The following is a 22,052-nucleotide window of genomic DNA, read 5'->3' as shown; positions in this document are numbered from 1 at the left end:
TGTGATGACGATACTACAGGGGCCTTTGAGCGGCCCCTGGGCTCTATTCCGCTACTGTTCTGCCAGGGTTTCCCGGTCCGCAGTGGCGTGGGCGAGATACATTAGCTCGCGCAAAGCCACAGTGAACATCGCAAAGTCACCGACAGAAGTAGACTTCAACTCGGCAATCATATTGTGCCAGCGTTGAATTGCGGGCGCCATGATAGCGCTCCAGCGGGACATTGCACCCTCTACATCAAGATTTTCAGCCTTGCCTAAGCGGAGAATGTTCACTGCCAGTGTCGACAACTGGCTGTCCAGGTCATCCATACTGGTCTCCCGGGCCTGCGCCTGCCAGAAGCTGTCTACCGGCAAATCGACGATCAGATTGCCAAACCAATGCAGGTTCAACTCATCCGACAGCCTGAAGTAAACCGTGGCAACTTCCTCTACGGGAGTATCGCTAGCTCGCGCCGACTCGGAAATACCCAGTGCCGAGTAGAGGTAGGTGGGCGACGCCGACAGCAGGGCCAGGGCCTCTGGTACCCCTGCTTCCAGGAGTTTCTGGTAGCGCTGCTCCCATTCGTTAAGGGGCTCGCCACTCAAGACCTGCGGCAACGCTGTAATCACCCGCTGTACCGGCTCCTGGAACAGCTCGCAGTTGGTAGCTGGCTCCAACTCATTGCGGCGATTGCGCAGGAACCACCGGGTTGCCCGGCGCACACGGCCTATCATCGAGTTCAGCAGTTCTGTTTGCAGCTCCGCTGGCACCTTGTAGTCCAGCGCAGCCAGCTGCTCCTGGAAGTCGTGCATCTCGTACACATCACGAGCGCTGACATAAGCGGCAGTTACATCGTTCACATCGGCGCCAGTGGCTGTACCGATACGGTTGTAGAAGGTGATACCCATACTGTTAACCATCTCATTGGCGACCTGGGTAGCCACGATCTGGCGCAACAGCGGATGGTCATAGACTTGGTCGCGATAACGCTCGACCAATTTTTCCGGGAATGCAGACTCAACCGCAAAACGCACCCGCTCATTGTCGGTGATTTGTGCATTTTGCAGCTCTTCTTTCAACTTGACCTTAACGTATGAAATTAGAACCGATAATTCGGGGCGGGTCAGGGACTGCCCTTTGTGCTCGCGCTCAGAAATCTGCTCGTTGTCAGGAATAAACTCCAGCGCGCGGTTCAATCGGCCGTCGTCTTCCAAAGTGTTGATAGTTCTGCGGTACTCGTCCAGGCGCTTGGCAACCTGATATTCCGCCACACTGAGGGCAAAAGTCTGCTCATAGTTATTGTGCAGCACCAATTCACCGACAGCATCGGTCATCCCATCCAACAGCTCATTGCGCTGCTTTTCAGTCAAATCACCCTGGGCAACAACTTTATCCAGAAGGATCTTGATATTTACCTCGTGGTCAGAACAATCCACACCGGCCGCATTATCGATAAAGTCGGTGTTACAACGCCCACCATTGAGAGCAAACTCAATACGTCCACGCTGGGTCATACCCAGGTTGCCGCCCTCGCCAAAGACTTTGGCACGCAACTCCCGACCATCAACGCGCAAGTGATCATTGGACTTGTCACCAACTTCGGAGTCCGTCTCGGTAGTAGCCTTAACATAAGTGCCAATACCGCCATTCCAGATCAGATCCACCGGCGCTCTGAGCAAGGCACTAATCAGCTCGTTGGGGTTCAGTTGATCCTGTTTGATATCAAACGCTTCTTTCATTTCGGGTGTAATAGCAATGGCCTTGGCGCGACGCTCGAAGATACCACCACCTTTGGAAATTAATTTGCGCTCATAATCTCTCCAGCTCGACCGGGGCAACGCGAACAAACGCTGGCGCTCTTTAAAGCTGGATTCTGCATCCGGATTGGGGTCCACAAAAATATGCAGGTGGTTAAAGGCCGCTTTCAGGCAGATATGCTCAGACAGCAACATGCCGTTACCAAAAACATCTCCACCCATATCGCCAATGCCGACAACAGAGAAGTTTTCTTTCTGGACATCCACCCCCATCTCACGGAAGTGGCGCTGCACCGATACCCAGGCTCCACGGGCTGTAATACCCATTTTCTTATGGTCGTATCCCTGGCTGCCACCGGAGGCGAAAGCGTCGCCCATCCAGAAGCCATACTCCCCAGCAATGCCGTTGGCAATATCTGAGAAAGTCGCCGTCCCTTTATCCGCAGCTACTACCAGGTAGGGGTCATCCTCATCCCGGCGAACAACATATTTGGGCGGTACAACTTCGCCATCTTTTAGATTGTCAGTGATATCCAAAAGGCCGCGAATAAAGGTTTTGTAACAGGAGATTCCCTCTTCCATCATGGCTTCGCGGCTGCCATCGGTAGGCGGGCGTCGAACGACAAAGCCACCTTTTGCACCACTGGGTACAATAACTGCATTTTTCACCGCTTGGGCTTTTACCAAGCCCAGAACTTCTGTGCGGAAATCTTCCAGTCGGTCAGACCAACGCAGGCCCCCGCGAGCGACTTTACTGCCGCGCAAGTGCACACCTTCCACGCGAGGGGAGTAAACAAAAATCTCAAACTCCGGGCGGGGTTCGGGGATACCGGGAATATCCCGGGGGCTGAATTTGATCGAAATATAATCCTTGGGCTGCCCTTCATCATCCACCTGGAAGAAGTTAGTGCGCAGGGTTGCCAGGATTAATTCCAAATAACGGCGCAGAACCAAATCTTCATTCAGGTTATCAACCGCATCCAAACCGTCGTGAATTTTAGCGATCAAGCGCTCGACACGGGGCTGCTCCTGCTTACCAGTGCTTAAACGGGGATCGAACATCGCCCTAAACAAGGCTACCAGGTTGCGGGTGATATCCACGTGGCTGGCCAGGGTAGCGGCAATATAGCTCTGGCTGGCACCGGACTTGGTTTGCTTCAGGTAACGGGCGTAGGCACGAAGCATGGATACTTCGCGCCAGTTAAGGCGGGCGGCCAGCACCAGGCGATTGAAGGCATCGCTTTCCGCCGTATGATTCCAGATCGCCGCGAACGCATCCTGGAACAGGCCACGGGATGCTTGCGCATCAATTTTGGTGGGCAGACCAAATTCCAGATGGAATTCGTGCATCCACACATCGGTATAGCCACGGGGGCGAATCGTATAGGGGAATTCACCAATAACCCGCAAGCCCAGATTTTCCAGCACAGGTATCACGTCGGAGAGCGTCAGGCCGCTGCCCCAGTTGAATACCTTGAACCGCAGACTGCCCTGAGCGGCCCCCACCGGCTGGTAGAAACTCATTGCCACCCGGTTATCTTCACTGAGGCTCTGAACGGCTGCTACATCCTGCACCGCAATACGAGGCTCAAAGTCTTCACGGTACCCCGCCGGGAAGGCACGGCCAAAAGTACGATAGAGACGACTGCCCTCTTCTTCCCCGCTATTTTCAATTAGTGATCTTTGGAAAACATCTTCCCAGGAGCGGGTAATATCCACAATTTGCGCCTCCAGCAGCGCGACATCAAAATCAACAGGCTCATCGGGGGACACGCGGAAAACAAAATGAACCCGCGCGAGAATGGATTCGGAGAAGAAAGTGGTGAAGTCCGAGTCCTTCGCATTAATCGCTTTGGCAATATGCGCGCAAATCACCTCGCGCACATCACTGTTAAACAGCTCACGGGGAACGTATACCGTGGCAGTGACGAATTTACCAAAGGGGTCGCGACGCATAAACAGACGAAGGTGAGCCCGCTCATTTAACTGCAGCACCCCCATTACCACGTCAAACAGCTCTTTGGTACTGCCCTGGAATAGTTCATCCCTCGGGAAGGTATCGAGAATCCGGCGCAGGGCTTTGCCATCGTGCCCCTGCCCGGAGAGACCGCTAGACTCGATGATCGAGGCCATCTTGCGGCGAATAATCGGAATTTTCGCCGGGCTCTCGGTGTAAACCGGCGAGGTATAAAGCCCCATAAACGCCGCTTCACCAATCACCTCACCCTCGGTGTTGTAGCGCTTAATCATCACGTAGTCCGAATAGGCCGTGCGGTGCACCCGAGACTTAACGGAGGACTTGGCAAATGTGAGGTAATTGGGCCCTTGGTAGAAACGCTGCTTGCCCTCACTAAAAGAGGTTTCCAGCATCGGCGCAGCCTCTTCCAGCTTTTTGAAAATACCGAGCCTGCGGTCTTCAACTTCATTGAGGATTTTTTTATCCCCGACAACACTGAACTCGTATTCGCGATACCCCAGGAAGGTGAAGTTACCATCGCGCATCCATTGTAAAAATGCACTGGCTTCCAATAGGTTGGTGTCTTCGTCTGGAAGTCCCGCCTGTAACTGCCCCTCCATTGCGCTGCAGGTTTCCAGCATCGGGACATAGTCGTCCACTACCAGCTCCACATCGCCGAGCACGTCTTTTAAGCCAGTCATCATGCCTGAAGCGAACTCAGATGAAGTGTCGTGATTAATCTCGACATAAATCATCGCTTCGTTCGTAATGCGCTTCCCTTTTGCCTGCGGCTTTTCACCCAGCAATTCTTCCTCTGGTGGCAACAGGCGAGTCAGTTTCCCCTTGGCATCGCGTTCGACTCGAACTACCGTACTCTTTATCGAATGAGTCACTGTATTTCGGCGATTGATCTCCATGCGAATGGAGTCCACCAGAAATGGCATATCCCGCTGCAGCACGCCAATGACCGTATGCGAGCACTCCCAACCATCGTCTTCGAGGCGGGGGTTAAAAACCTTCACCTTGGGTAGGCCGCCCGGGCGCTGTTGAATAAAGTTCCACCAGGTGTATATGCAGCCATAGACGTCAACAAGACGACGACCGGCCAGATCCTCTAATGGGTACTGATTGAGGAACTGCTGGGCAAAAGCCACAACGGGTTCGGCTTCGCTGGTCAGCTTGTCACGAATCAGCTCGCAAATCTGCGCAACTAATTCTTCACGGCTGTCGGTAATAACCGTCGCCATATTCACGGGGAACCTCCCAATCTCATTTTTGTCACATCGAATCCAAACACTGTAGATCCGAAAAGGTCATCATCTCAGCCCATACGCAGCTGCAGGGTCGAGTCCTAAAAATTACACTTTCAGTCAGACAGTGAGGAGAAGTCCATTCCACCTCAGAATCTAGTCGGCTCGGCAGAGGCCTACGTCTCAGGAGTTGCCTCTTCATTTGGTGCCGCTAAAATCATCAGTCGCCACCTTCTCGGCGGCGACTATATATAGATGGTAGAAAGCCAGCCAGGTCCGTGCGGCGGCTAAATTCTCAGAAGAAGAGATACTATGGAAGCAAACCAGACTATTAGGGATCATATCGCCGCTTTGGGCGATTGGTTGGAAGAGCAGATTATCGGTCAAGAGAGATTGGTTAACCGATTGCTGATCGCCATGCTGGCCGATGGCCACCTTTTGGTGGAGGGAGCGCCAGGCCTGGCCAAAACCAAGGCCATTAAAACACTGGGCGAAGCTATTGAGGGTGACTTCCATCGCGTTCAATTTACGCCAGATCTGCTTCCGGCGGATATTACCGGCACCGACATTTACCGGCCGGAAACCGGAGAGTTCCATTTTCAACCAGGTCCAGTGTTTCACAACCTGATACTGGCCGATGAGATTAACCGTGCGCCAGCCAAAGTTCAGTCGGCGCTGCTCGAAGCTATGGCAGAACGGCAGATCAGTGTCGGCCGAAAAACTTATCCCCTTCCCCAGTTATTTTTGGTAATGGCTACCCAAAACCCTATTGAGCAGGAAGGGACTTATCCTCTGCCAGAGGCACAATTAGATAGATTCCTAATGCAGGTAAATCTTGCCTATCCCAATGCGGAGGCGGAAGCAAAAATCCTGCGTCTGGCCAGATCCGAGGCTAGCCTTGGCGAAAATCGCCCCACTGAAATTATCAGCCAAGAAACCATTCTTCAGGCGCGCAACCAAATTCTGGAAATGCAGATGGTTGAGGCCGTGGAAACCTATACTGTCCAACTTGTCATTGCTACTCGCGAGCCGGCGAAGTATGACAGCGAGCTGGCGTCATGGCTAGATTTTGGTGCAAGTCCGAGAGCAACAATTGCATTGGATCGCTGCGCGCGCGCTCACGCCTGGCTCGCTGGGCGCGACTACGTCACCCCAGATGATGTGATGAATGTCGCCCCCGATATTTTACGCCACCGACTCCTGTTGAGTTTTGAGGCCGAAGCGGCGGGAATTACTACCGACCAGGTAATTGAGCGATTACTTCAACAGGTGCCTGCGATCTGATGTCCGCTGAAGCATCCCCAACTGAGCTCGAACTGCGCGGGGCTTATCCCGAAGTAACGCCGTTGGTACAAATGCGCTACGCCGCACGGCAGTTGCAATTATTCAAACCGCGCCTGGCCCGCAGTGATCAGGCCGGCAGCCTGCTCACTCGCTACCGCGGCCGCGGCATGAATTTTGAGGAAGTGCGGAACTACCAGGCCGGCGATGATGTACGCTCCATTGACTGGCGCGTAACAGCTCGAACCGGCCAAACCCACACCAAACTTTACCAAGAGGAGCGCGAACGCCCGGTAGTTATCCTGTTGGATTTGCGCTCGCCGATGTTTTTTGGCAGCCAAAGGGCATTTAAATCGGTGACGGCCAGCGGCATTGCGGCAGCGCTGGGTTGGGCTGGTTTACAGCACAGCGATCGGATCGGGGCATTGCTTTTCTCCGACCGGGAAATAGACACAGTGCGTCCGCGCCGCAGCCACCACGCCGTACTTTCGATGATTCACAGTACGGTTGCCCGCGCTGCGGAACTGAGCAGCCCCGTCCCCGAACAGGGCAGCCAAACACTAAAAACATTACTGGAGGAAGCGCGAAGAATCGCACGCCCTGGAAGTGCGCTCTTTTTAATCAGTGATTGCCATGATCTCGACGAGAGCTGCTCGCAGCCACTCTACCTTTTATCCCGTCATGCCGACCTGCAGGTGCTGAGGGTATCGGACCCGCTGGAGCAACATCTGCCCGGCCAATCCCTCACTATATCTGACGGTCGCCAGCGCACATTCCTTCATGCCGGCAATCGGCCGGTTCACGAACATTTTGCCGAAAAGCAAGCCCGAGCCCGCGCCGAGGTTGAACAACTGTGCCGACGTTATCGGCTGCCGTTGCTGGACTTTGATAACACCCAACCGCTTATTCCAGCACTGATGTCCGTCTACGGCTCGCGGCAAAGAAATAATGGCTGGCAAAATACGAGAAGGCCCAAGTAGTAATGAGTTTGAAAGTGCAGAAAAAGCTAGTCGCCAATGTTTTGGCGAACCAAGGAGCGAAGGCAAAACGCACTGGCAATTTAATTGAGGGCCAGTCGTGATAAAAGGAAGTCTTCTGGCAAAACAAATGCAATCCCCAACACCGCAAGCGCCTTCGCCCGAGGCCCAGGAATTGTTATCGCAACTCCGCGATATACAAGAGCCCAATGCGGTTAATTGGTGGCCACCCGCTCCAGGCTGGTGGATGTTGGCCGTATTAATTCTTGTCTGTGTGGCCGCCGCTGCCCTATGGTGGCGGCAGCGGCGCAAAAAAATTGAACGCAATCGCTATCGTGTCGAAGCAGCTTCACTGCTCGCTGCAGTAAATACTGAGGAGGCGGATGCAGTACCAGAAATTAATGAAATACTTAAGCGAGTGGCAGTTACAACCTATAGCCGTACAGAGTGCGGCAATCTTATCGGCACAGCATGGGTCGAATTCCTGAAAAAGTCAGCCCCACTCGAGTGCCCCTCTGATGCGCAACAAGCACTCATTGAAAACCTCTATCGCGGCAGCTGTGACCCAGACAAAAACCGAGCGCTACAGGAATATGCCATTTTATGGGTGAAGCAGCACGGACAACCCACCAAAAACAGCCCACAACACCAGGGCGGGGAGGCCGCGCATGTTTGAATTCGCCTGGCCATGGGTTTTCTTTTTAGCCCCACTCCCGCTACTCGCTCGCTGGCTGCTACCCCGCTCCAAACCCATGAGCAGCGCCCTGAAGGTGCCATTTTATTCGGAGCTATCCCAACGTGGCGGCGGTGAACAAAGCAATCTGCTCAATCTATTTTTGCTGATTCTGATCTGGCTGCTTTTAATTAGCGCCGCAGCCCGCCCCCGGTGGTATGGGGAGCCGATATCTCAACCCAGCAGCGCAAGGGACCTCCTTATTGCCGTAGATATTTCAGGCAGTATGGAAACGCCCGATATGGTAATTAATGGCCGACCGGCGATGCGTATCAATGCAGTAAAACAAGTGGTTGGTGACTTTGTTGAACGGCGTAAAGGTGACCGTTTGGGGCTGGTACTGTTTGGTACTCGCGCCTACCTGCAAGCCCCACTCACCTACGACAGAGAGACGGTAGAAACTCTACTAAAAGAGGCCCAGATCGGCTTTGCTGGACAGGGAACTGCCATCGGCGATGCCATTGGGCTATCGGTCAAACGCCTGACCCAACGCCCCGCAGAGCAACGCGTGCTGATACTCCTCACCGATGGCGCCAACACTGCGGGGGAAGTCTCCCCGCTCAAAGCTGCCGAACTGGCACAGCAAGCGGGCATTACCGTTTACACCATCGGTGTAGGTGCCGACGAAATGGTTCAACCCGGCCTTCTGGGGAGCCGTTTTGGCAGCCGCAGAATTAACCCTTCGCGAGACCTCGACAGCAAGACACTCAAGGAAATCGCCGATAAAACCGGGGGCCGCTATTTCCGCGCCCACAACCCGCAGGAGCTGGCAGAAATCTATGCCGAACTGGATAAGTTAGAGCCTGTCGAACAAGAAGCGGAAAGTTACCGCCCCATGAGGTCCCTGTTCACCTGGCCCCTTAGCATCGCCCTACTACTGGCTGGAATTTGGGCCTTGATTCCCCTGGTGAGCAATTTTCAGCTCCCTGCCAGACGAGAAGAGATAAGTCGTAACAATGGAGGTCAAGCCCAGTGAATATGCTCGACCTAATCCAATCCTTCCACTTCCTGCGCCCAGGGGTTCTGTGGCTGCTAATTCCCGCAGCACTACTCTGTTGGGGATTGGCAAAGATAGTGCTCAACAGCGCTCAACTGCAAAAGGTCATAGACCCAGATCTGCTGCCCCACCTTCTACTGCGCGGTGGCAGTAAAAGACCCTGGTTATTCGCATTAATATTTGCGCTGCTGGTCGCGATGATTATCGCTCTGGCCGGCCCTGCCTGGCGCAAGCTGCCAACCCCGGTGTACAGCAACCAGGATGCTCTGGTCATACTGCTAGACTTGTCACCGTCCATGATGGCGACAGATCTCTCACCCAATCGACTAACCCGCGCCCGCCTTAAAATTTTGGATATTTTGCGCCAGAGAAAAGACGGCCTCACCGCACTCGTCGCCTATGCTGGAGAAGCCCATGTCGTCACCCCTCTTACCGAGGACACGGCTACTATCGCCAATCTGGTACCCGCGTTATCGCCCTCAATCATGCCAGTCCCCGGCAGCAATATCGAAATGGCCGTCGATACCGGGATTCGCCTGTTAAAGGATGGAGCTGCCGGGCGCGGGCAATTACTTGCCGTTACCGACGGCATAGACTCAATGGCCGCCGATGAGGTCACCAAAGCTCTGTCCAACGCAAAAGTTGAGATGAGCATACTCGCCGTGGGCAGCGGCGAGGGCAGCCCCATCCCTCGGGGGAATACCGGTGGATTTGTGACCGACAGTAAAGGGGCCATCGTCATCTCCAATTTCGATGCCAGTGAGCTTCGCCAGCTCGCTCAGTCCAGCGGGGGGCGTTTTGCCAAAATTACGGTAAATGACAGCGATATCGACTATTTACTGCCTCAAACTGACAGCCCGCAACAAGCGCAGCTCACTGAAAGAGAGTTCGACCAATGGCGGGATGAAGGGCCGCTATTACTCCTTTTAATACTACCTTTTGCAGCTCTACTCTTCCGTCGGGGAGCTCTGGCATGCGCCCTGCCCTTGCTACTGCTAACTGGAATTTCAAGTGAAAGCCAGGCTATTGAGTGGCAGGATTTATGGCAACGCAAAGACCAGCAGGGCCAGCGCCTATTAGAAGAGGGGCAGCCGGCAGAGGCCGCGCAAGAATTTCACAACCCCGAATGGAAAGGCACTGCCAACTATCGCGCAGGCAATTATGCAGAGGCCCAAGAAAATTTCGCCCAAAGTAATAATTCACAGAGCTTGTACAATCTTGGCAACAGCCTGGTGCAACAGGGAGACTACGATAAAGCTATCGAAGCTTACGATGAAGCCCTGCAAAAGCAGCCCGAGTTTGCCGATGCCGAGCACAATCGAGAAATTGCTGAAAAGCTGAAAGAGCTGCAAGAAAAACAGCAGCAATCCCAACAGCAGTCCGGTGAACAGCAGCAAAGCGAGCAGGAACAGAATCAGCAGGGCCAGCAGCAGAGCCAGGAACAACAGCAAAACCAAGAGCAGCAAGCTGAGAACAACGAACAGCAGTCCAGCGAGCAGCAACAACAGGGCAATAATCAACAGCCCTCTGGTTCACCAGAGTCCTCTGAGCAACAGCCCCAAGGTGAGGAGCAGCAGGACTCCCAAGAAAAGGGCCAGGAAGAGCAGGAGAGCGAACAACAACAGCAAGGTGAACAACAGGGTGAAGAACAACCGTCGCAAGGGGAATCGCAGCCTACTGGGGCTGAAGAAAGCCCACTCGACCAGGAAACCCAACAAGCCCTGGACCAATGGCTCCGTCAAATTCCCGATGATCCAGCCGGCCTGATGCGCGAGAAGTTCAAATACGAGAGCCTGCAAAGGCGCCGTGCCTATCGCAGCGGAGAGTGGGAGCCACCGGAAAATGGGGCGACACAAAGATGGTAAAGAACAGTAGAACAATGTCGCTGGATTCAAGGACACTGATTTCAAAAATGCCTATGGACGCAATCATTAACAACCGAATAAAACTTTGGAGCCTCCCACTCAGCCACGCCTTCGCTTTGCTACTTCTTGCAATAGCACTTTGTCTGTCGACACCGGTTTTAGCAAGCGATCTTAGCGCAACGGTCGATAGAGATAAGATTGGAATTGATGAGACAGTCAATTTACGTGTGCGCTATTCAGGAGACAAAAGTGGTGGACAACCGGACTTTGACTTGTTGGAACAGGATTTCGATATTCTCTCACGCCAACAGTCCAACCAGTATCGCGTTATCAATGGCCGTGCAGAGAGTTTTGTCGAGTGGGTACTGGCGCTAGCCCCCAAACGGGAAGGCAAACTGTTTATCCCCTCTTTTAACTATCAAGGAGAGGTTTCCGATGCGGTTCCCGTCACAGTCACCGAGGCGCAAAGTGGACCTAACGGCGGTGAAAAGCAGGCTTTTCTGGAAGTAACACTCGACAAGGAAAAGGTCTATGTCCAAGAGCAACTGCTGGTAAAAATTCGCCTGTACACCACTATCGGCTTACACGATATCGCAACAGAGCCTCTCAAGGTTGCCGGCGCTCATGCAGAAAAAGTCGATGAGCAGCGATATGAGCGCAAGCTCAATGATGTGAGCCATGCGGTTTACGAAGTTACCTACGCCGTTTTCCCAGATAGCTCAGGCAAGCTCAGCATTCCCGCACTAACCTACGTGGCCATCGCTGGGCGCAGGGACCCCTTCTCCCTGTTTAATCGCAACAGCCAAAGGCTTCGACTTCGCTCCCAGGAGAAGTCTATTGAAGTGCTGCCAAAACCCGCTGACTACTCTGGCAGCCAATGGCTGCCCGCTGCCAGTCTCGGCATTGTTCAAAGCTGGAGCCAGGACCCGGACACCTTTGCCGTAGGCGAACCTATTACCCGAATTCTTACCGTACGTGCCGAAGGGCTCAGGGCCGCACAGTTGCCCCCACTTCCCAAACTCAACGTGGATGGCCTTAAAACTTACCCCGATCAACCGCAACAAGAAGACCAGGTTGGGCCCAACGGCGTTACCGGAAGCCGTATTGAGACAACCGCGATTGTGGCTACACAACCCGGGGACTACGAGCTTCCTCCCGTCACTGTGACCTGGTGGGATACAAAAAGCCAACGACAACGCACCACTCAACTACCGGCATTCCGCTTCTCAGTTTCCGGTACTGCTGCTGCAGTAACCAGCGACAATGAAACCAGTGCTAAAGTACCTCAGTCAGCTACACCCACCGAACAAGTCGGTGCTGTGAGCCATTTTTGGCGCAACCTGGCTATTATCGCGATTGCCTCTCACTTACTTTGGGTGCTGTACTTTTTCTTTCAGAGGCGCAAACCCGCCCAGCAAATACCGAGCAACCACACCCAGGCCCCCGATTTACAACGTGAAACCCGTACCCTTAAAAAAGCTATGGAGAGTGAGAACCCCATCCATATCCAGCAAGCCACTTTAAAGTGGCTTGCTGCAAAGTGGCCGCAAGTAAATGGGAAGAGCTTGGCTGAGACCGCGAGGCAACTGAACATCCCTGAGCTGGATCAGCTCCAAGCAGTTCTGGACGCCGCTATTTACAAGTCACCGGCTAGTCCTTTGGACATCAATAAGGTGAAAGCAATAGTCGACTTATTACTGAACGCGAAACCTGAAAGTGAACCCAGTGAAACGGATAGCGCCCTGCCCTCACTCTTCTCTTAACAGGAGCCACTTCAAATCAAACAGGGAAAGGTTGGCCTTCACCGCCTATGGGTAAGGCCAATTCCTGTGTATTCGAGCAGTTTAAGAGGTACTTTAAATAGAATCAGAAAAAAGTTTGTGTAGATATGATTTTCTTTGCAGGCCCTAACAATTTCCAGATTTTGATGAATCCGCCCCCAAACGCCCTGGGAACTAACACCCCCTTCACGCATTTTCACAATACATTTTGGCAAACGCCTGAAGCTGATTTTATCCCGATGAAGAAAACGAGCTAGCAATTCAAAATCCGCTGCAACACGGTAGTTGGTTTTATATAAACCTAGCTTTTTATAACAGTCACGCCGTACAAAAAATGTAGGGTGGGGTGGCATCCAGCCCCAGCGAAATTTAGACACCCTAAATTTACTGGAGCCATAAAAACGCACTCTTTGGCTTAAGTTATTGCGAGCCACAATCTCCAGGTCTGCATAGACAGATTGGGCTCCCGAAACTAAAAATTCATTAACAACATTTGAAATTACACGACTATCAGAATAGACATCATCAGAGTTAATTGTGCCGACTATATCGCCAGACGCCAGGCATATGCCTTTATTCATAGCATCATAAATACCTGAGTCTTTTTCAGACACAACTGCCGCGACTTGGTCTTTAAACTCAGATATTATCTCTAGCGTGCCATCAGTAGAGCCACCATCAATAATTATATGCTCAATATTTGCATAATCTTGAGCCAACACGGATAGTATTGTGTCGCGAATGGTGTCAGCACTATTTAGACAAACCGTTATCAGGCTTATTTTTATCACAAAAAGTCTCAAGTTGTCGTTTCGTGAAAAGTAAAACCTCTCTTGAGAACTTTAGTACAAATTACAATATCTGACATTCGATCAACGTAAAATACTTCTATACCAGTCGTATGTTTTCTTTAACCCTACCCCCAAGGAAGTCTGGGAATCCCACCCCAACTTCGATAGCTTTGAGATGTCTAGCAACTTCCGCGGCACACCATCAGGCATTGACCTGTCAAATGTAATATTTCCCTCAAACCCAATGATCTCGGCGATTAAATAAGCCAGCTCCTTAACAGTGCAATCCACCCCAGTACCCACATTTAGGTGGGAGCACATAGGCTCTGTCACGGATCGATATACTCGATCTTCCAAACCCATTACAAACACCAACGCATCAACCATATCCTCTACATACAGAAATTCTCGCCGAACATCACCACTCCCCCAAATCCTGACATTCTGCAGCCCTTCATTTTTGGCCTTATGGAAACGATATATTAATGCAGGGATAACGTGTGAATTTGCAGAGTCAAAGTTGTCATGTGGACCATAAAGGTTTGTCGGCATAACACTGCGATAGTTACGTCCATACTGCCTTGAGTACGACTCGCACAACTTAATTCCGGCAATCTTAGCAATAGCGTAAGGCTCGTTAGTCGTCTCCAACCTACCACCAAGCAAGTACTGCTCTCGTATCGGTTGGGGGGAATTCCTTGGATAAATACAAGACGACCCAATAAACAGCAAATTTTGGATATCAGCCTTGTGCGCCTCATGAATTATATTGCACTGAATCATCAGATTCTGGTAAATAAAATCAGCTGGGAGCTTGCTATTCGCCAATATGCCCCCCACTTTTGCCGCAGCCAAATAAACAGTATCAATCGACTCCGAATTAAAAAAATCAGAAACAGCATCAGTATCTGTCAAGTCCAGCGAATCTCGAGGGCAAGTAATGACTTCACAGTTTTTTAGCGGTCTCAGCCTCTGAATTAATGCCGAACCAACCATACCCCGATGACCTGCGACAAAAACTCTCTGGGAGCATTTCACTAACTACTCCTCAAAAATAGGCTCGGTGCGATAACCATTCCCAGCCAACAACAAATTCCGCTTCGCTTCCCTCAAATCATACTTCACCATCTCCCCAACTAAATCTTTCAAGGTTGTTTTAGGTACCCACCCCAGTTCTTGCCGAGCCAATGAGGCGTCACCTACTAGTGACACCACCTCTGTCGGGCGAAAATAACGAGAGTCCACTTTAACAATTACATCTCCACACTTAATTGCTGGAGCATCTTCTCCCACAATTGAAGCAACAACACCTACCTCTTTCTGCCCTTCTCCATAAAACTCTATCGCTATCCCCAACTCTTGAGCACAATTACAAACAAAATCCCGAACGGAGTATTGCAGCCCTGTAGAGATGATAAAATCCTTAGGACTTTCTTGCTGCAACATCAACCATTGCATTTCAACATAGTCTCTAGCATGGCCCCAGTCCCTCAGTGCATTCAGCTCCCCCAAATACAGGCAACGCTCTAAACCTTGGGCAACATTTGCCAAACCCCGGGTTATCTTTCGAGTAACAAAAGTTTCACCACGCCGTGATGACTCGTGATTAAATAAGATCCCATTGCAAGCATATAAGCCATAGGCCTCACGGAAATTGACCACAGTCCAATAAGCAAACAATTTTGCAATTGAGTATGGAGAGCGAGGGTAAAAAGGAGTGTTTTCATTCTGAGGGGAAGCTTTGGCAGCACCGTAAAGCTCCGATGTTGAGGCTTGATAAAACCTGGTTTTATCCAACCCCAGAAGACGCATCCCCTCAAGTATTCTGAGGGTTCCAAGCCCGTTCACATTTGCAGTATATTCAGGGCATTCAAAACTGACCGCAACATGAGACTGAGCACCCAAATTATAGATTTCATCAGGCCGCACCTCCTGAAGAATTCGGGTCAAATTATTTGTGTCGGTAAGGTCTCCATAGTGAAGAAAAAACCTTCTACTATCATCTTGCGGCCCTTGGTATAAGTGATCTATGCGGCTCGTATTAAATGAAGAAGACCTTCTTTTAACCCCATGAACCTCGTACCCTTTCGCCAATAAAAATTCAGCTAAATAAGAACCATCCTGACCTGTCACACCCGTTATTAATGCTTTTTTCATGTCTCAGCCTGTTAGAATTATTGGCATACAAGCTCACCTCTTCACAATCAATACCGCCCAAACATTTACAAAGATCAATGTCGCTCAGGTTTCGCCCCTAACATCAAGCGAGCCATCTCCCGTATTTCAACCCCCCACAACCTTATCTGAACGAAACTTGCCAACAATCTATAACCTATATAAATTTCCCTTTTCCTCCAAAAAAATACGACCACCCTTACCGGCGGAAGAAGGGTATATAGAATCAGCTTAATCCTCCCAGCCCCTTGAGAGAGGAAAAACTGCCCTCCCTTTATCCGCCTTGCTTTTGTCGCTACAGATTGCCAGGAGCATCTAACTCGATGATGAACAAAAGCAGATTTCAGAAATAAGACTTGGTACCCTCTTACCCTCAACCTTCTGCAAAACTCAAAATCACCACTCGAAAAGGAATTCTCACTAAAGCCGCCAAACTTCAGGAACAAAAACCGATCAACTACCATATTTGCTGTAGCCGCAACTCCTGCAGATACGTAAACCTCTTGTGGTATCCCTCTCATAAAGTCATAGACTTCATAGATATTGGAGAATCCATATTGCTTTTGACTTCGCACATCACCGGCAAATAACTTTACACTCCCCTCCCAACACCCAACCGCCCTATCAATTCCAGCTATCCACTTTGAATCCGGCAGGCAATCAGCATCCGTAAATATAAGCCAATCTCCTTCAGCTAACTCTGCCCCTTTGTTTCTTGCCGCATAAGACCCAGGCTTTTTGCACTTTCCTGTCTTAATCTGAAAACTTCCCCCCCCTAAAAAGGATGGAGAATTCCCATCATTTGATATCAGTACAAGCTCAAAAAGGTCTTTTGAAATGACTTGAGACTCCAAGCAACAAACCAACTCCTCAATGAAGTGCCACTGCTGATAGACCGGAACAATCACGGAAAATTTAACCCGCATAGCAGCACCAATTGCAGATATTGTTAGACATTTGAATCATCACGCGCTGACTAAACGATTAGCACAACACTTGGAATTAGCAACCTACAGCATTGGCCAACAAACAGGATAGGCGGGGATTTCAACAACTGGATCAGGAGAGAGATAGATAGGAACTTCGACAGCAGCCAGGGTAGTTAGAACCTGGCAACCTTAAGGGAAGACCGAAACAGTCAATGAGAAAATAAATTTGGATAAGTCTTAAAGCCCCATAACCTTGAAACCGCAGAACACAAACATACTTCAGGGAATAGCCAGAGACCCGTCCGAAAAGAGAATGATGTAGAAGCTAGCGCTATAAAAAGATGAACCAAAGCCAGCTACCCGTTGATAGCAGCCTCCTCCAACACCTTCAAGGTGGCTTCCGCTGCTCGATCCCAAGAAAACTCTTTTACCCGAGCGCATGCAGATTCCTGAAGGCTATGGACCAAATCCAAATCTGAATGCAGCTGATGGATACCATTAGCCATGCTAGAAACCGAAAGAGGGTCGACTAAAATAGCTCCACCTCCAGCCACCTCCCGCATAGCTCCAGTATTAGAGGTCAAAACCGGCGTATTCTGCGAAAACGCCTCAACAATAGGCAGCCCAAACCCCTCATAAATCGAGGGGATAAGCAAAGCTCTGGCATTATGATACAAGCCACTTAACTCGTGATCAGGCACATAACCCCGCACCTTTACCATTTCTCCTAAACCCAACCCCTCAATAACTTCACTTAATCGAGGCAGCCCCCAGCCTTGCCCACCACAAACATAAAGCGGCAATGCTCCTTGAGTAGCCATATCCAAGTAAGCTCGATATGCGGCCAGCAGGCGTTCCAAATTTTTCCGGGGCTCCAGAGTACCGACGAAAAGGAAATACTCCCCATCAATGCGGTCGTCAGTATTTTCCAGGAAAGGTGCTTCGGGAATAACAACAGTCTTACCCACAGACTTCGGCATTAACTCTGTGAGCTCATCGGCGGTAAATGCTGATACCGCTATCACCGTTTGCGCCGAGTTTACCGAAGGGGGCATCAACCCACGCTCTAGGTGCTTACCAAATACAGACATAGTTTCAGGAAAGCGCGCCCAAACCACGTCGTGAATCGTCACCACCCGGCTTACTGAAGACGGCATCATCAGCGGTAAATGATGCCTGGGGGACCAGAATACCTGCAAGTCATCATGCCTAGCCCAGGATGGGAAGCGGGCTTGAGCAAAAAGAGTACCCAGTGATTTACGCCCAACCTTCCCTGTACGTACGACCACATTAGCTACATCACAGAGCCTCTCAGGCAGCGGCGCATCACTATAAAGGAACCATTCATGCCCGCTTTGTACCATACGCTCAATGAGGGCTTCCGTATAACGGCCAATACCTGTAGTGACAACTGACAATGGTCTGGCATCAACACCAATCCTAAGCACAGGAACTCCTGTCGGAGTCAATCACCTCACTACCAACATCAGACCCTAGAACTTCCCGATAAAGCTCTTGATACGATTCTCGCATCTTCTCGCCCGTGAACAGGGCCTCATAACGCTGGCGAGCTGCAGCCCCCATTATCTTGGCTCTTTCAGGGTTGGAGCTGAGGTCATTCATAGCCGCCCGGAGCGCGGAGCTATCCGCTGGAGGTATCACGTGGCCAGTTACACCATTCTCATTTACAAAGCTGGTACCCGTCCCTATCTCACAACTAATCAGCGGCTTACCGGCCATAAGCCCTTCAATCAAGGTGACCCCGAAGGCTTCAGAACGCAGATGAGAAGGAAAAACTACAGCACCACATAGTCTATACAATGCTGCCTTCTCTTCATCGGATACAAACCCCAGAAATTCAACGTTATTCAGGCCTAGCTTAGAAACAAGAGCGCGCATACGCCCCTCTTCCGGCCCCGCCCCCGCAATCAATATGCGGCAGCCAGCCCCCTCAGCTGCACTAACCAGGTATTCAAGACCTTTATAGTAACGAAGAACACCAACAAAAAGCATGAAACCCTGGCCATAGGTGGCCTCAATACGCTTCAAGTCATCTTCACGCGGGGGCGGCAAGGTATCCTCATCAACCCCCAAGGGAATCACAGAGACCTTATGCTTCCAGCGCTGCAAAACAGGACTTGTTGCCACATACTGCTCTGAAGTAGCGACGATACGATCCGCTTTGGCAAAGAAACGATTCATAAGAGGGGTATAAAGCTTAAGCAGCCACTTCTGTCTCACCACATCAGAATGGTAAGTCACGACTAAAGGGCGCCGCTTGCCTGCAAACAGATAGGCAAGATCACCAAAAGGCCAAGGAAAGTGCAAGTGCAACACTTTCGCTTTGCTACGCCATACATCCAGTAGCAAACCAGGTCCAAAACACATTGACTTGAAAGAAAACCAGCGGCGACTTGCCCGAACTTGCAAGCCCGGCTCAATCTCATAGGAACCAGGCCTGGAAGAAAGTGCTAACACCTCACCTCCCGATCTCGCCATCTGAAATATAGCCTGTTCCAGTCCCCCCTGGGTTTCAGGGAGGAATGTCCTATAACAGTGAGCTGCAGTTACTTTTTGTACCAAAACATATGGCCTTTACAATTTCAACGTACTAGTTTACAGCATGTAAGCTGTTGTTTCTAAAGCTGTTACTGTATATTTGCCGCTACAGTGCATTTATAATGCCATACCTACTTGTAACAGTTACACCTGGATGCTTAAGAATTACTTCAATATTGTTTGGCTCAGAGGCGTTAACGCTTTGAAGGCGGACATGGAAAATACCTACTTGGGAACTATCTGGTGGGTAATGGAGCCGCTTCTCCTCACAGGGCTACTCTATTTCGCATTCTCATCTGGGTTTCGCGGTGGCGAAACAGGGACCGGTTTTCTTGTATTTCTTCTCTGTGGCATGCTGCCATTTAAGTGGTTTGCATCTAGCATTAGCGGCAGTGCCGAATCGATACTCAACAATAAAGGCATACTTGGCCAATTTTATCTGCCCAAGTGGATTTTCCCCTGCTCAATTAACCTATCAATGCTTTTAAGATTCCTGTGCGTCTTGCCAATATTGGGTGGAGTGCTTTGGCTCTCAGGGCTCCCCCCAACGATAGCATGGGTAGGGCTTATACCTATTATTTTTTGTCAGTTGGTCATTAACCTTGGGGTCAGCATGCTTGCTGCTGCCACAATTCCACTGATACCAGACCTCAAACACTTGGTACCCTTGGGCATTACTGGAGTGCTATTCACTTCAGGTATATTTTTTGACATCAATAGCCGCCCCCTAGATGTTCAGGAGCTGCTTATGCTAAATCCATTTGCTGAAGTACTTAATAACTACAGAATGATTTTACTTGAAGGCGAAATACCATCCTTCGGTGATCTCATGTATCCATTTCTTTTTGGTAGCTTATCTTTACTTTTAGCGCTCACTCTAATCAAGGCTCTTGATAAAACATATCCAAGGGTTTTGCTATGAGTTCACCCATATTAACCTTCTGCAAAGTAGGCTTGGCTTACCGGGGTAGAGTAAGCCTGTTTTCAAAGCGCAAATGGGTACTAAAAGATGTTTCATTTGACTTATTTCCTGGTGAGACTCTTGGAGTTATTGGGCGTAATGGCGCTGGCAAATCGACTCTACTCAAACTATTAGCCGATATCATTGCCCCTAATTCGGGTAAAATTATCCGCTCCCCAGGCATTAACTCCCAGTTATTATCTTTAGGGCTAGGGTTCAATAAAAATTTAAGCGGCGCTGATAATGCGCTTATGGCCCTGGTAACTCAGGGAAGCAGCATTCGGCAGGCCAAAAAGCTAATCCCAAATATCAAAGAGTTTTCGGGGCTTGGTGAGGTGATCAGAGAGCCTGTCGGTACTTTTTCTGCTGGCCAAAAAGCGCGCCTTGGCTTTGCAACAGCCATTCATGCTACACCCGACATTCTCCTTCTAGACGAGATCCTTGGGGTTGGCGATAAAGAGTTCAAGAGGAAGTCAGCGAAGGCGCTGAAAGCTAAGGTCCAGTCAAACCAGACCGTGGTATTGGTTTCCCATTCTACTCAAACCTTAAACAACCTATGTGATCGAGTGTTATGGATTGAAAATGGTAAGGTTAAAATAATTGGGAACACACAAGAAGTCCTTAAGGCTTATGAGTCAGAAGTAATACCCGCGTAAGAGTGCGACTGTACTTTCTTCTTCAACATTTATCTAAAAAGCAAACTATATTAAACAGCACTCCCCTTATGAATTAAGACTCTCGAATGCTGTAGGTTAGGGCTCAAGTAAAGATTAATTACAGGGATTGAATCAGCCCAGCCTATAATTAGCGACTATGCCATAATTAAGATCAGTTACAGCTTAAATCAACAAATTAGGAAGCACTGATAAGCACTTGCCCCTTCCGCAGGCCCCAACTAAAACTCATGAAAATTCATATACATATCGGCTCAGACAAGGCTGGCTCTACAGCGATCCAATCTACCCTAAGCCAAAATCGTAAAGCTCTGCTCGAACACGGAGTCTGTTACCCACAGCTTAAGGGAAAGCATATTAACCACGAGATTTTAGCGAAGGAGGTTCAGTGTGGCGAGAAGGGACCTGGCTGGCAAGAGCTAAATAGTCTTCTCAGTAAGAAGCCTGCCCATATAATTCTTAGCTCTGAAGCATTCTGCATGCTCAACCAGGCAGAAATATTTAGGTTTCACGGCTGGCTAAATCATAAAAATACCCAAATACTAGCTTATATTCGTAGTGCGGACCAGTATTTAGAATCCGGGGTGCTTCAGCGCTTAAAGAGTGCCCAGTCATATAATTCATTTAAGAAGCAATATAGACTCGCTATCTATACGCCCGCATTATTAGATCGAAGTGTCTTTTCGGCGGCTTTAAAGGCCCGGTTCCTTACCAAGTGGAATGCGGTATTCCCCTCATCAGTAGTCACTCGCCCCTACGAAAGCTCACAATGGAATGAGCAGAGTATCATTAAAGATCTCTTAAGCAACTTCGATTTACCCAAGGAGGTCCGTGAACTCCCCCTCCTCACGAATAGAAAAAATATAACGCCAAGCATGGCAGGAATATATGCTTTATCAATATTAAGTAGAAATCAACTACCTGGTTTAAGGCATTCTTTATCAGACAGCCTAGAGTCTATTTCCGGAGGACAAAAAAGCGGCCCTATACTAAGTAGGAACAAGAGAGCAATTACAAGATACCTATCCAAACTCTACAACCACCTTACTCTACGCACACTTGCACCAGTGATTTCAAATCCCCCTATAGCTTATTGCGAAAAACAACCCGGCATGACTAGCATTGTTAATGATGCAGAAAACATCATTGCTCAATTCTTATCTAAAGTTAATAACAAAAACAAAAAATTGAAAGCTCAAATAAATAAATAATATAGATAGCAATCCTCGCACCAGGGAGAATCACCTTTCAAACTCACACTTTTTGTCATTTTAGGGGGGGGGGGAGAGAACTGCACTCCCCACCTAAACCATCAGGGATTAAAACCATCAGGGATTAAAACCATCAAATGAAGTGGACTCAATGGTGAAATAAAAGAAAATTAT

16 protein-coding genes are annotated in these 22,052 nt (G+C 49.9%); 9 read left to right on the top strand and 7 right to left on the bottom strand.

Annotated features, from left to right (window positions below):
• Window positions 1-51: 51 nt before the first annotated feature.
• A complete protein-coding gene (locus tag ACJJIQ_RS05415) occupies window positions 52-4,941 on the bottom strand; it encodes an NAD-glutamate dehydrogenase (protein ID WP_445364791.1) in 4,890 nt (1,629 codons plus the stop codon).
• A 315-nt stretch (window positions 4,942-5,256) separates the two neighbouring features.
• Here ACJJIQ_RS05415 and ACJJIQ_RS05410 point away from each other — a divergent pair, with 315 nt between their 5' ends.
• The 6 genes from ACJJIQ_RS05410 to ACJJIQ_RS05385 all read left to right on the top strand — a co-directional run bounded on the left by ACJJIQ_RS05410 (window position 5,257) and on the right by ACJJIQ_RS05385 (window position 12,560).
• Window positions 5,257-6,228 carry an AAA family ATPase gene (locus ACJJIQ_RS05410; protein WP_282932305.1) on the top strand — a complete coding sequence of 324 codons (972 nt, stop codon included), beginning with the start codon at window positions 5,257-5,259 and terminating at the stop codon, window positions 6,226-6,228.
• The gene (locus ACJJIQ_RS05405; protein WP_444907919.1) at window positions 6,228-7,205 is read left to right on the top strand and encodes a DUF58 domain-containing protein; all 978 of its coding nucleotides are present in this window, start codon (window positions 6,228-6,230) and stop codon (window positions 7,203-7,205) included. The genes ACJJIQ_RS05410 and ACJJIQ_RS05405 overlap by 1 nt, the downstream gene beginning before the upstream one ends.
• Window positions 7,206-7,332: 127 nt before the next feature.
• Window positions 7,333-7,878, top strand: a complete 546-nt coding sequence (locus tag ACJJIQ_RS05400; RefSeq protein WP_444917566.1) for a DUF4381 domain-containing protein — start codon at window positions 7,333-7,335, stop codon at window positions 7,876-7,878.
• Window positions 7,871-8,911, top strand: coding sequence for a vWA domain-containing protein (locus ACJJIQ_RS05395; protein WP_444917567.1), 1,041 nt, complete (start codon window positions 7,871-7,873; stop codon window positions 8,909-8,911). Before ACJJIQ_RS05400 ends, ACJJIQ_RS05395 begins: the two co-directional genes overlap by 8 nt.
• A 2-nt stretch (window positions 8,912-8,913) precedes the next feature.
• On the top strand, window positions 8,914-10,797 hold the full coding sequence (locus ACJJIQ_RS05390) for a VWA domain-containing protein (protein ID WP_445364790.1): 1,884 nt from the start codon (window positions 8,914-8,916) through the stop codon (window positions 10,795-10,797).
• The gene (locus ACJJIQ_RS05385) at window positions 10,791-12,560 is read left to right on the top strand and encodes a BatD family protein (protein ID WP_445363951.1); all 1,770 of its coding nucleotides are present in this window, start codon (window positions 10,791-10,793) and stop codon (window positions 12,558-12,560) included. Before ACJJIQ_RS05390 ends, ACJJIQ_RS05385 begins: the two co-directional genes overlap by 7 nt.
• A 38-nt stretch (window positions 12,561-12,598) precedes the next feature.
• Here ACJJIQ_RS05385 and ACJJIQ_RS05380 read toward each other — a convergent pair whose 3' ends face one another.
• From ACJJIQ_RS05380 to ACJJIQ_RS05355, 6 genes are all read right to left on the bottom strand, one after another.
• Complete coding sequence (locus ACJJIQ_RS05380; RefSeq protein ID WP_444897711.1) at window positions 12,599-13,369, bottom strand: glycosyltransferase family 2 protein; 771 nt, start codon at window positions 13,367-13,369, stop codon at window positions 12,599-12,601.
• Window positions 13,370-13,450: 81 nt separating this feature from the next.
• Window positions 13,451-14,407 carry a GDP-L-fucose synthase family protein gene (locus tag ACJJIQ_RS05375; protein ID WP_445363950.1) on the bottom strand — a complete coding sequence of 319 codons (957 nt, stop codon included), beginning with the start codon at window positions 14,405-14,407 and terminating at the stop codon, window positions 13,451-13,453.
• Window positions 14,408-14,410: 3 nt separating this feature from the next.
• A complete protein-coding gene (gmd, locus tag ACJJIQ_RS05370; RefSeq protein ID WP_445363949.1) occupies window positions 14,411-15,526 on the bottom strand; it encodes a GDP-mannose 4,6-dehydratase in 1,116 nt (371 codons plus the stop codon).
• 74 nt (window positions 15,527-15,600) lie between these two features.
• The gene (locus ACJJIQ_RS05365) at window positions 15,601-16,470 is read right to left on the bottom strand and encodes a glycosyltransferase family 2 protein (RefSeq protein ID WP_445363948.1); all 870 of its coding nucleotides are present in this window, start codon (window positions 16,468-16,470) and stop codon (window positions 15,601-15,603) included.
• Window positions 16,471-16,829: 359 nt separating this feature from the next.
• Complete coding sequence (locus ACJJIQ_RS05360; protein ID WP_445363947.1) at window positions 16,830-17,921, bottom strand: glycosyltransferase family 4 protein; 1,092 nt, start codon at window positions 17,919-17,921, stop codon at window positions 16,830-16,832.
• Window positions 17,914-18,972, bottom strand: a complete 1,059-nt coding sequence (locus ACJJIQ_RS05355) for a glycosyltransferase (RefSeq protein WP_445363946.1) — start codon at window positions 18,970-18,972, stop codon at window positions 17,914-17,916. The genes ACJJIQ_RS05360 and ACJJIQ_RS05355 overlap by 8 nt, the downstream gene beginning before the upstream one ends.
• Window positions 18,973-19,246: 274 nt before the next feature.
• Between ACJJIQ_RS05355 and ACJJIQ_RS05350 the strand changes: the two genes are divergently transcribed.
• From ACJJIQ_RS05350 to ACJJIQ_RS05340, 3 genes are all read left to right on the top strand, one after another.
• Window positions 19,247-19,954 (top strand): ABC transporter permease, encoded by a 708-nt coding sequence (locus ACJJIQ_RS05350; protein ID WP_445363945.1) that lies wholly within the window; start codon window positions 19,247-19,249, stop codon window positions 19,952-19,954.
• Complete coding sequence (locus tag ACJJIQ_RS05345) at window positions 19,951-20,649, top strand: ABC transporter ATP-binding protein (RefSeq protein WP_445363944.1); 699 nt, start codon at window positions 19,951-19,953, stop codon at window positions 20,647-20,649. Before ACJJIQ_RS05350 ends, ACJJIQ_RS05345 begins: the two co-directional genes overlap by 4 nt.
• A 248-nt stretch (window positions 20,650-20,897) precedes the next feature.
• Window positions 20,898-21,878 carry a hypothetical protein gene (locus ACJJIQ_RS05340; protein ID WP_445363943.1) on the top strand — a complete coding sequence of 327 codons (981 nt, stop codon included), beginning with the start codon at window positions 20,898-20,900 and terminating at the stop codon, window positions 21,876-21,878.
• The last annotated feature ends 174 nt before the right edge of the window (window positions 21,879-22,052 follow it).

It is taken from the genome of Microbulbifer maximicatervae (SeqCode) (assembly GCF_052468295.1).
This window is presented reverse-complemented; position numbering and strand designations above follow the sequence as displayed.

Coding starts and splice junctions, on each gene's coding strand:
- ACJJIQ_RS05345 (WP_445363944.1), top strand. CDS start 19,951: ATGAGTTCACCCATATTAACCTTCTGCAAAGTAGGCTTGGCTTACCGG.
- gmd (WP_445363949.1), bottom strand. CDS start 15,526: ATGAAAAAAGCATTAATAACGGGTGTGACAGGTCAGGATGGTTCTTAT.
- ACJJIQ_RS05385 (WP_445363951.1), top strand. CDS start 10,791: ATGGTAAAGAACAGTAGAACAATGTCGCTGGATTCAAGGACACTGATT.
- ACJJIQ_RS05390 (WP_445364790.1), top strand. CDS start 8,914: ATGCTCGACCTAATCCAATCCTTCCACTTCCTGCGCCCAGGGGTTCTG.
- ACJJIQ_RS05395 (WP_444917567.1), top strand. CDS start 7,871: ATGTTTGAATTCGCCTGGCCATGGGTTTTCTTTTTAGCCCCACTCCCG.
- ACJJIQ_RS05405 (WP_444907919.1), top strand. CDS start 6,228: ATGTCCGCTGAAGCATCCCCAACTGAGCTCGAACTGCGCGGGGCTTAT.
- ACJJIQ_RS05415 (WP_445364791.1), bottom strand. CDS start 4,941: ATGGCGACGGTTATTACCGACAGCCGTGAAGAATTAGTTGCGCAGATT.
- ACJJIQ_RS05410 (WP_282932305.1), top strand. CDS start 5,257: ATGGAAGCAAACCAGACTATTAGGGATCATATCGCCGCTTTGGGCGAT.
- ACJJIQ_RS05340 (WP_445363943.1), top strand. CDS start 20,898: ATGAAAATTCATATACATATCGGCTCAGACAAGGCTGGCTCTACAGCG.
- ACJJIQ_RS05355 (WP_445363946.1), bottom strand. CDS start 18,972: ATGGCGAGATCGGGAGGTGAGGTGTTAGCACTTTCTTCCAGGCCTGGT.
- ACJJIQ_RS05365 (WP_445363948.1), bottom strand. CDS start 16,470: ATGCGGGTTAAATTTTCCGTGATTGTTCCGGTCTATCAGCAGTGGCAC.
- ACJJIQ_RS05350 (WP_445363945.1), top strand. CDS start 19,247: ATGGAAAATACCTACTTGGGAACTATCTGGTGGGTAATGGAGCCGCTT.
- ACJJIQ_RS05400 (WP_444917566.1), top strand. CDS start 7,333: ATGCAATCCCCAACACCGCAAGCGCCTTCGCCCGAGGCCCAGGAATTG.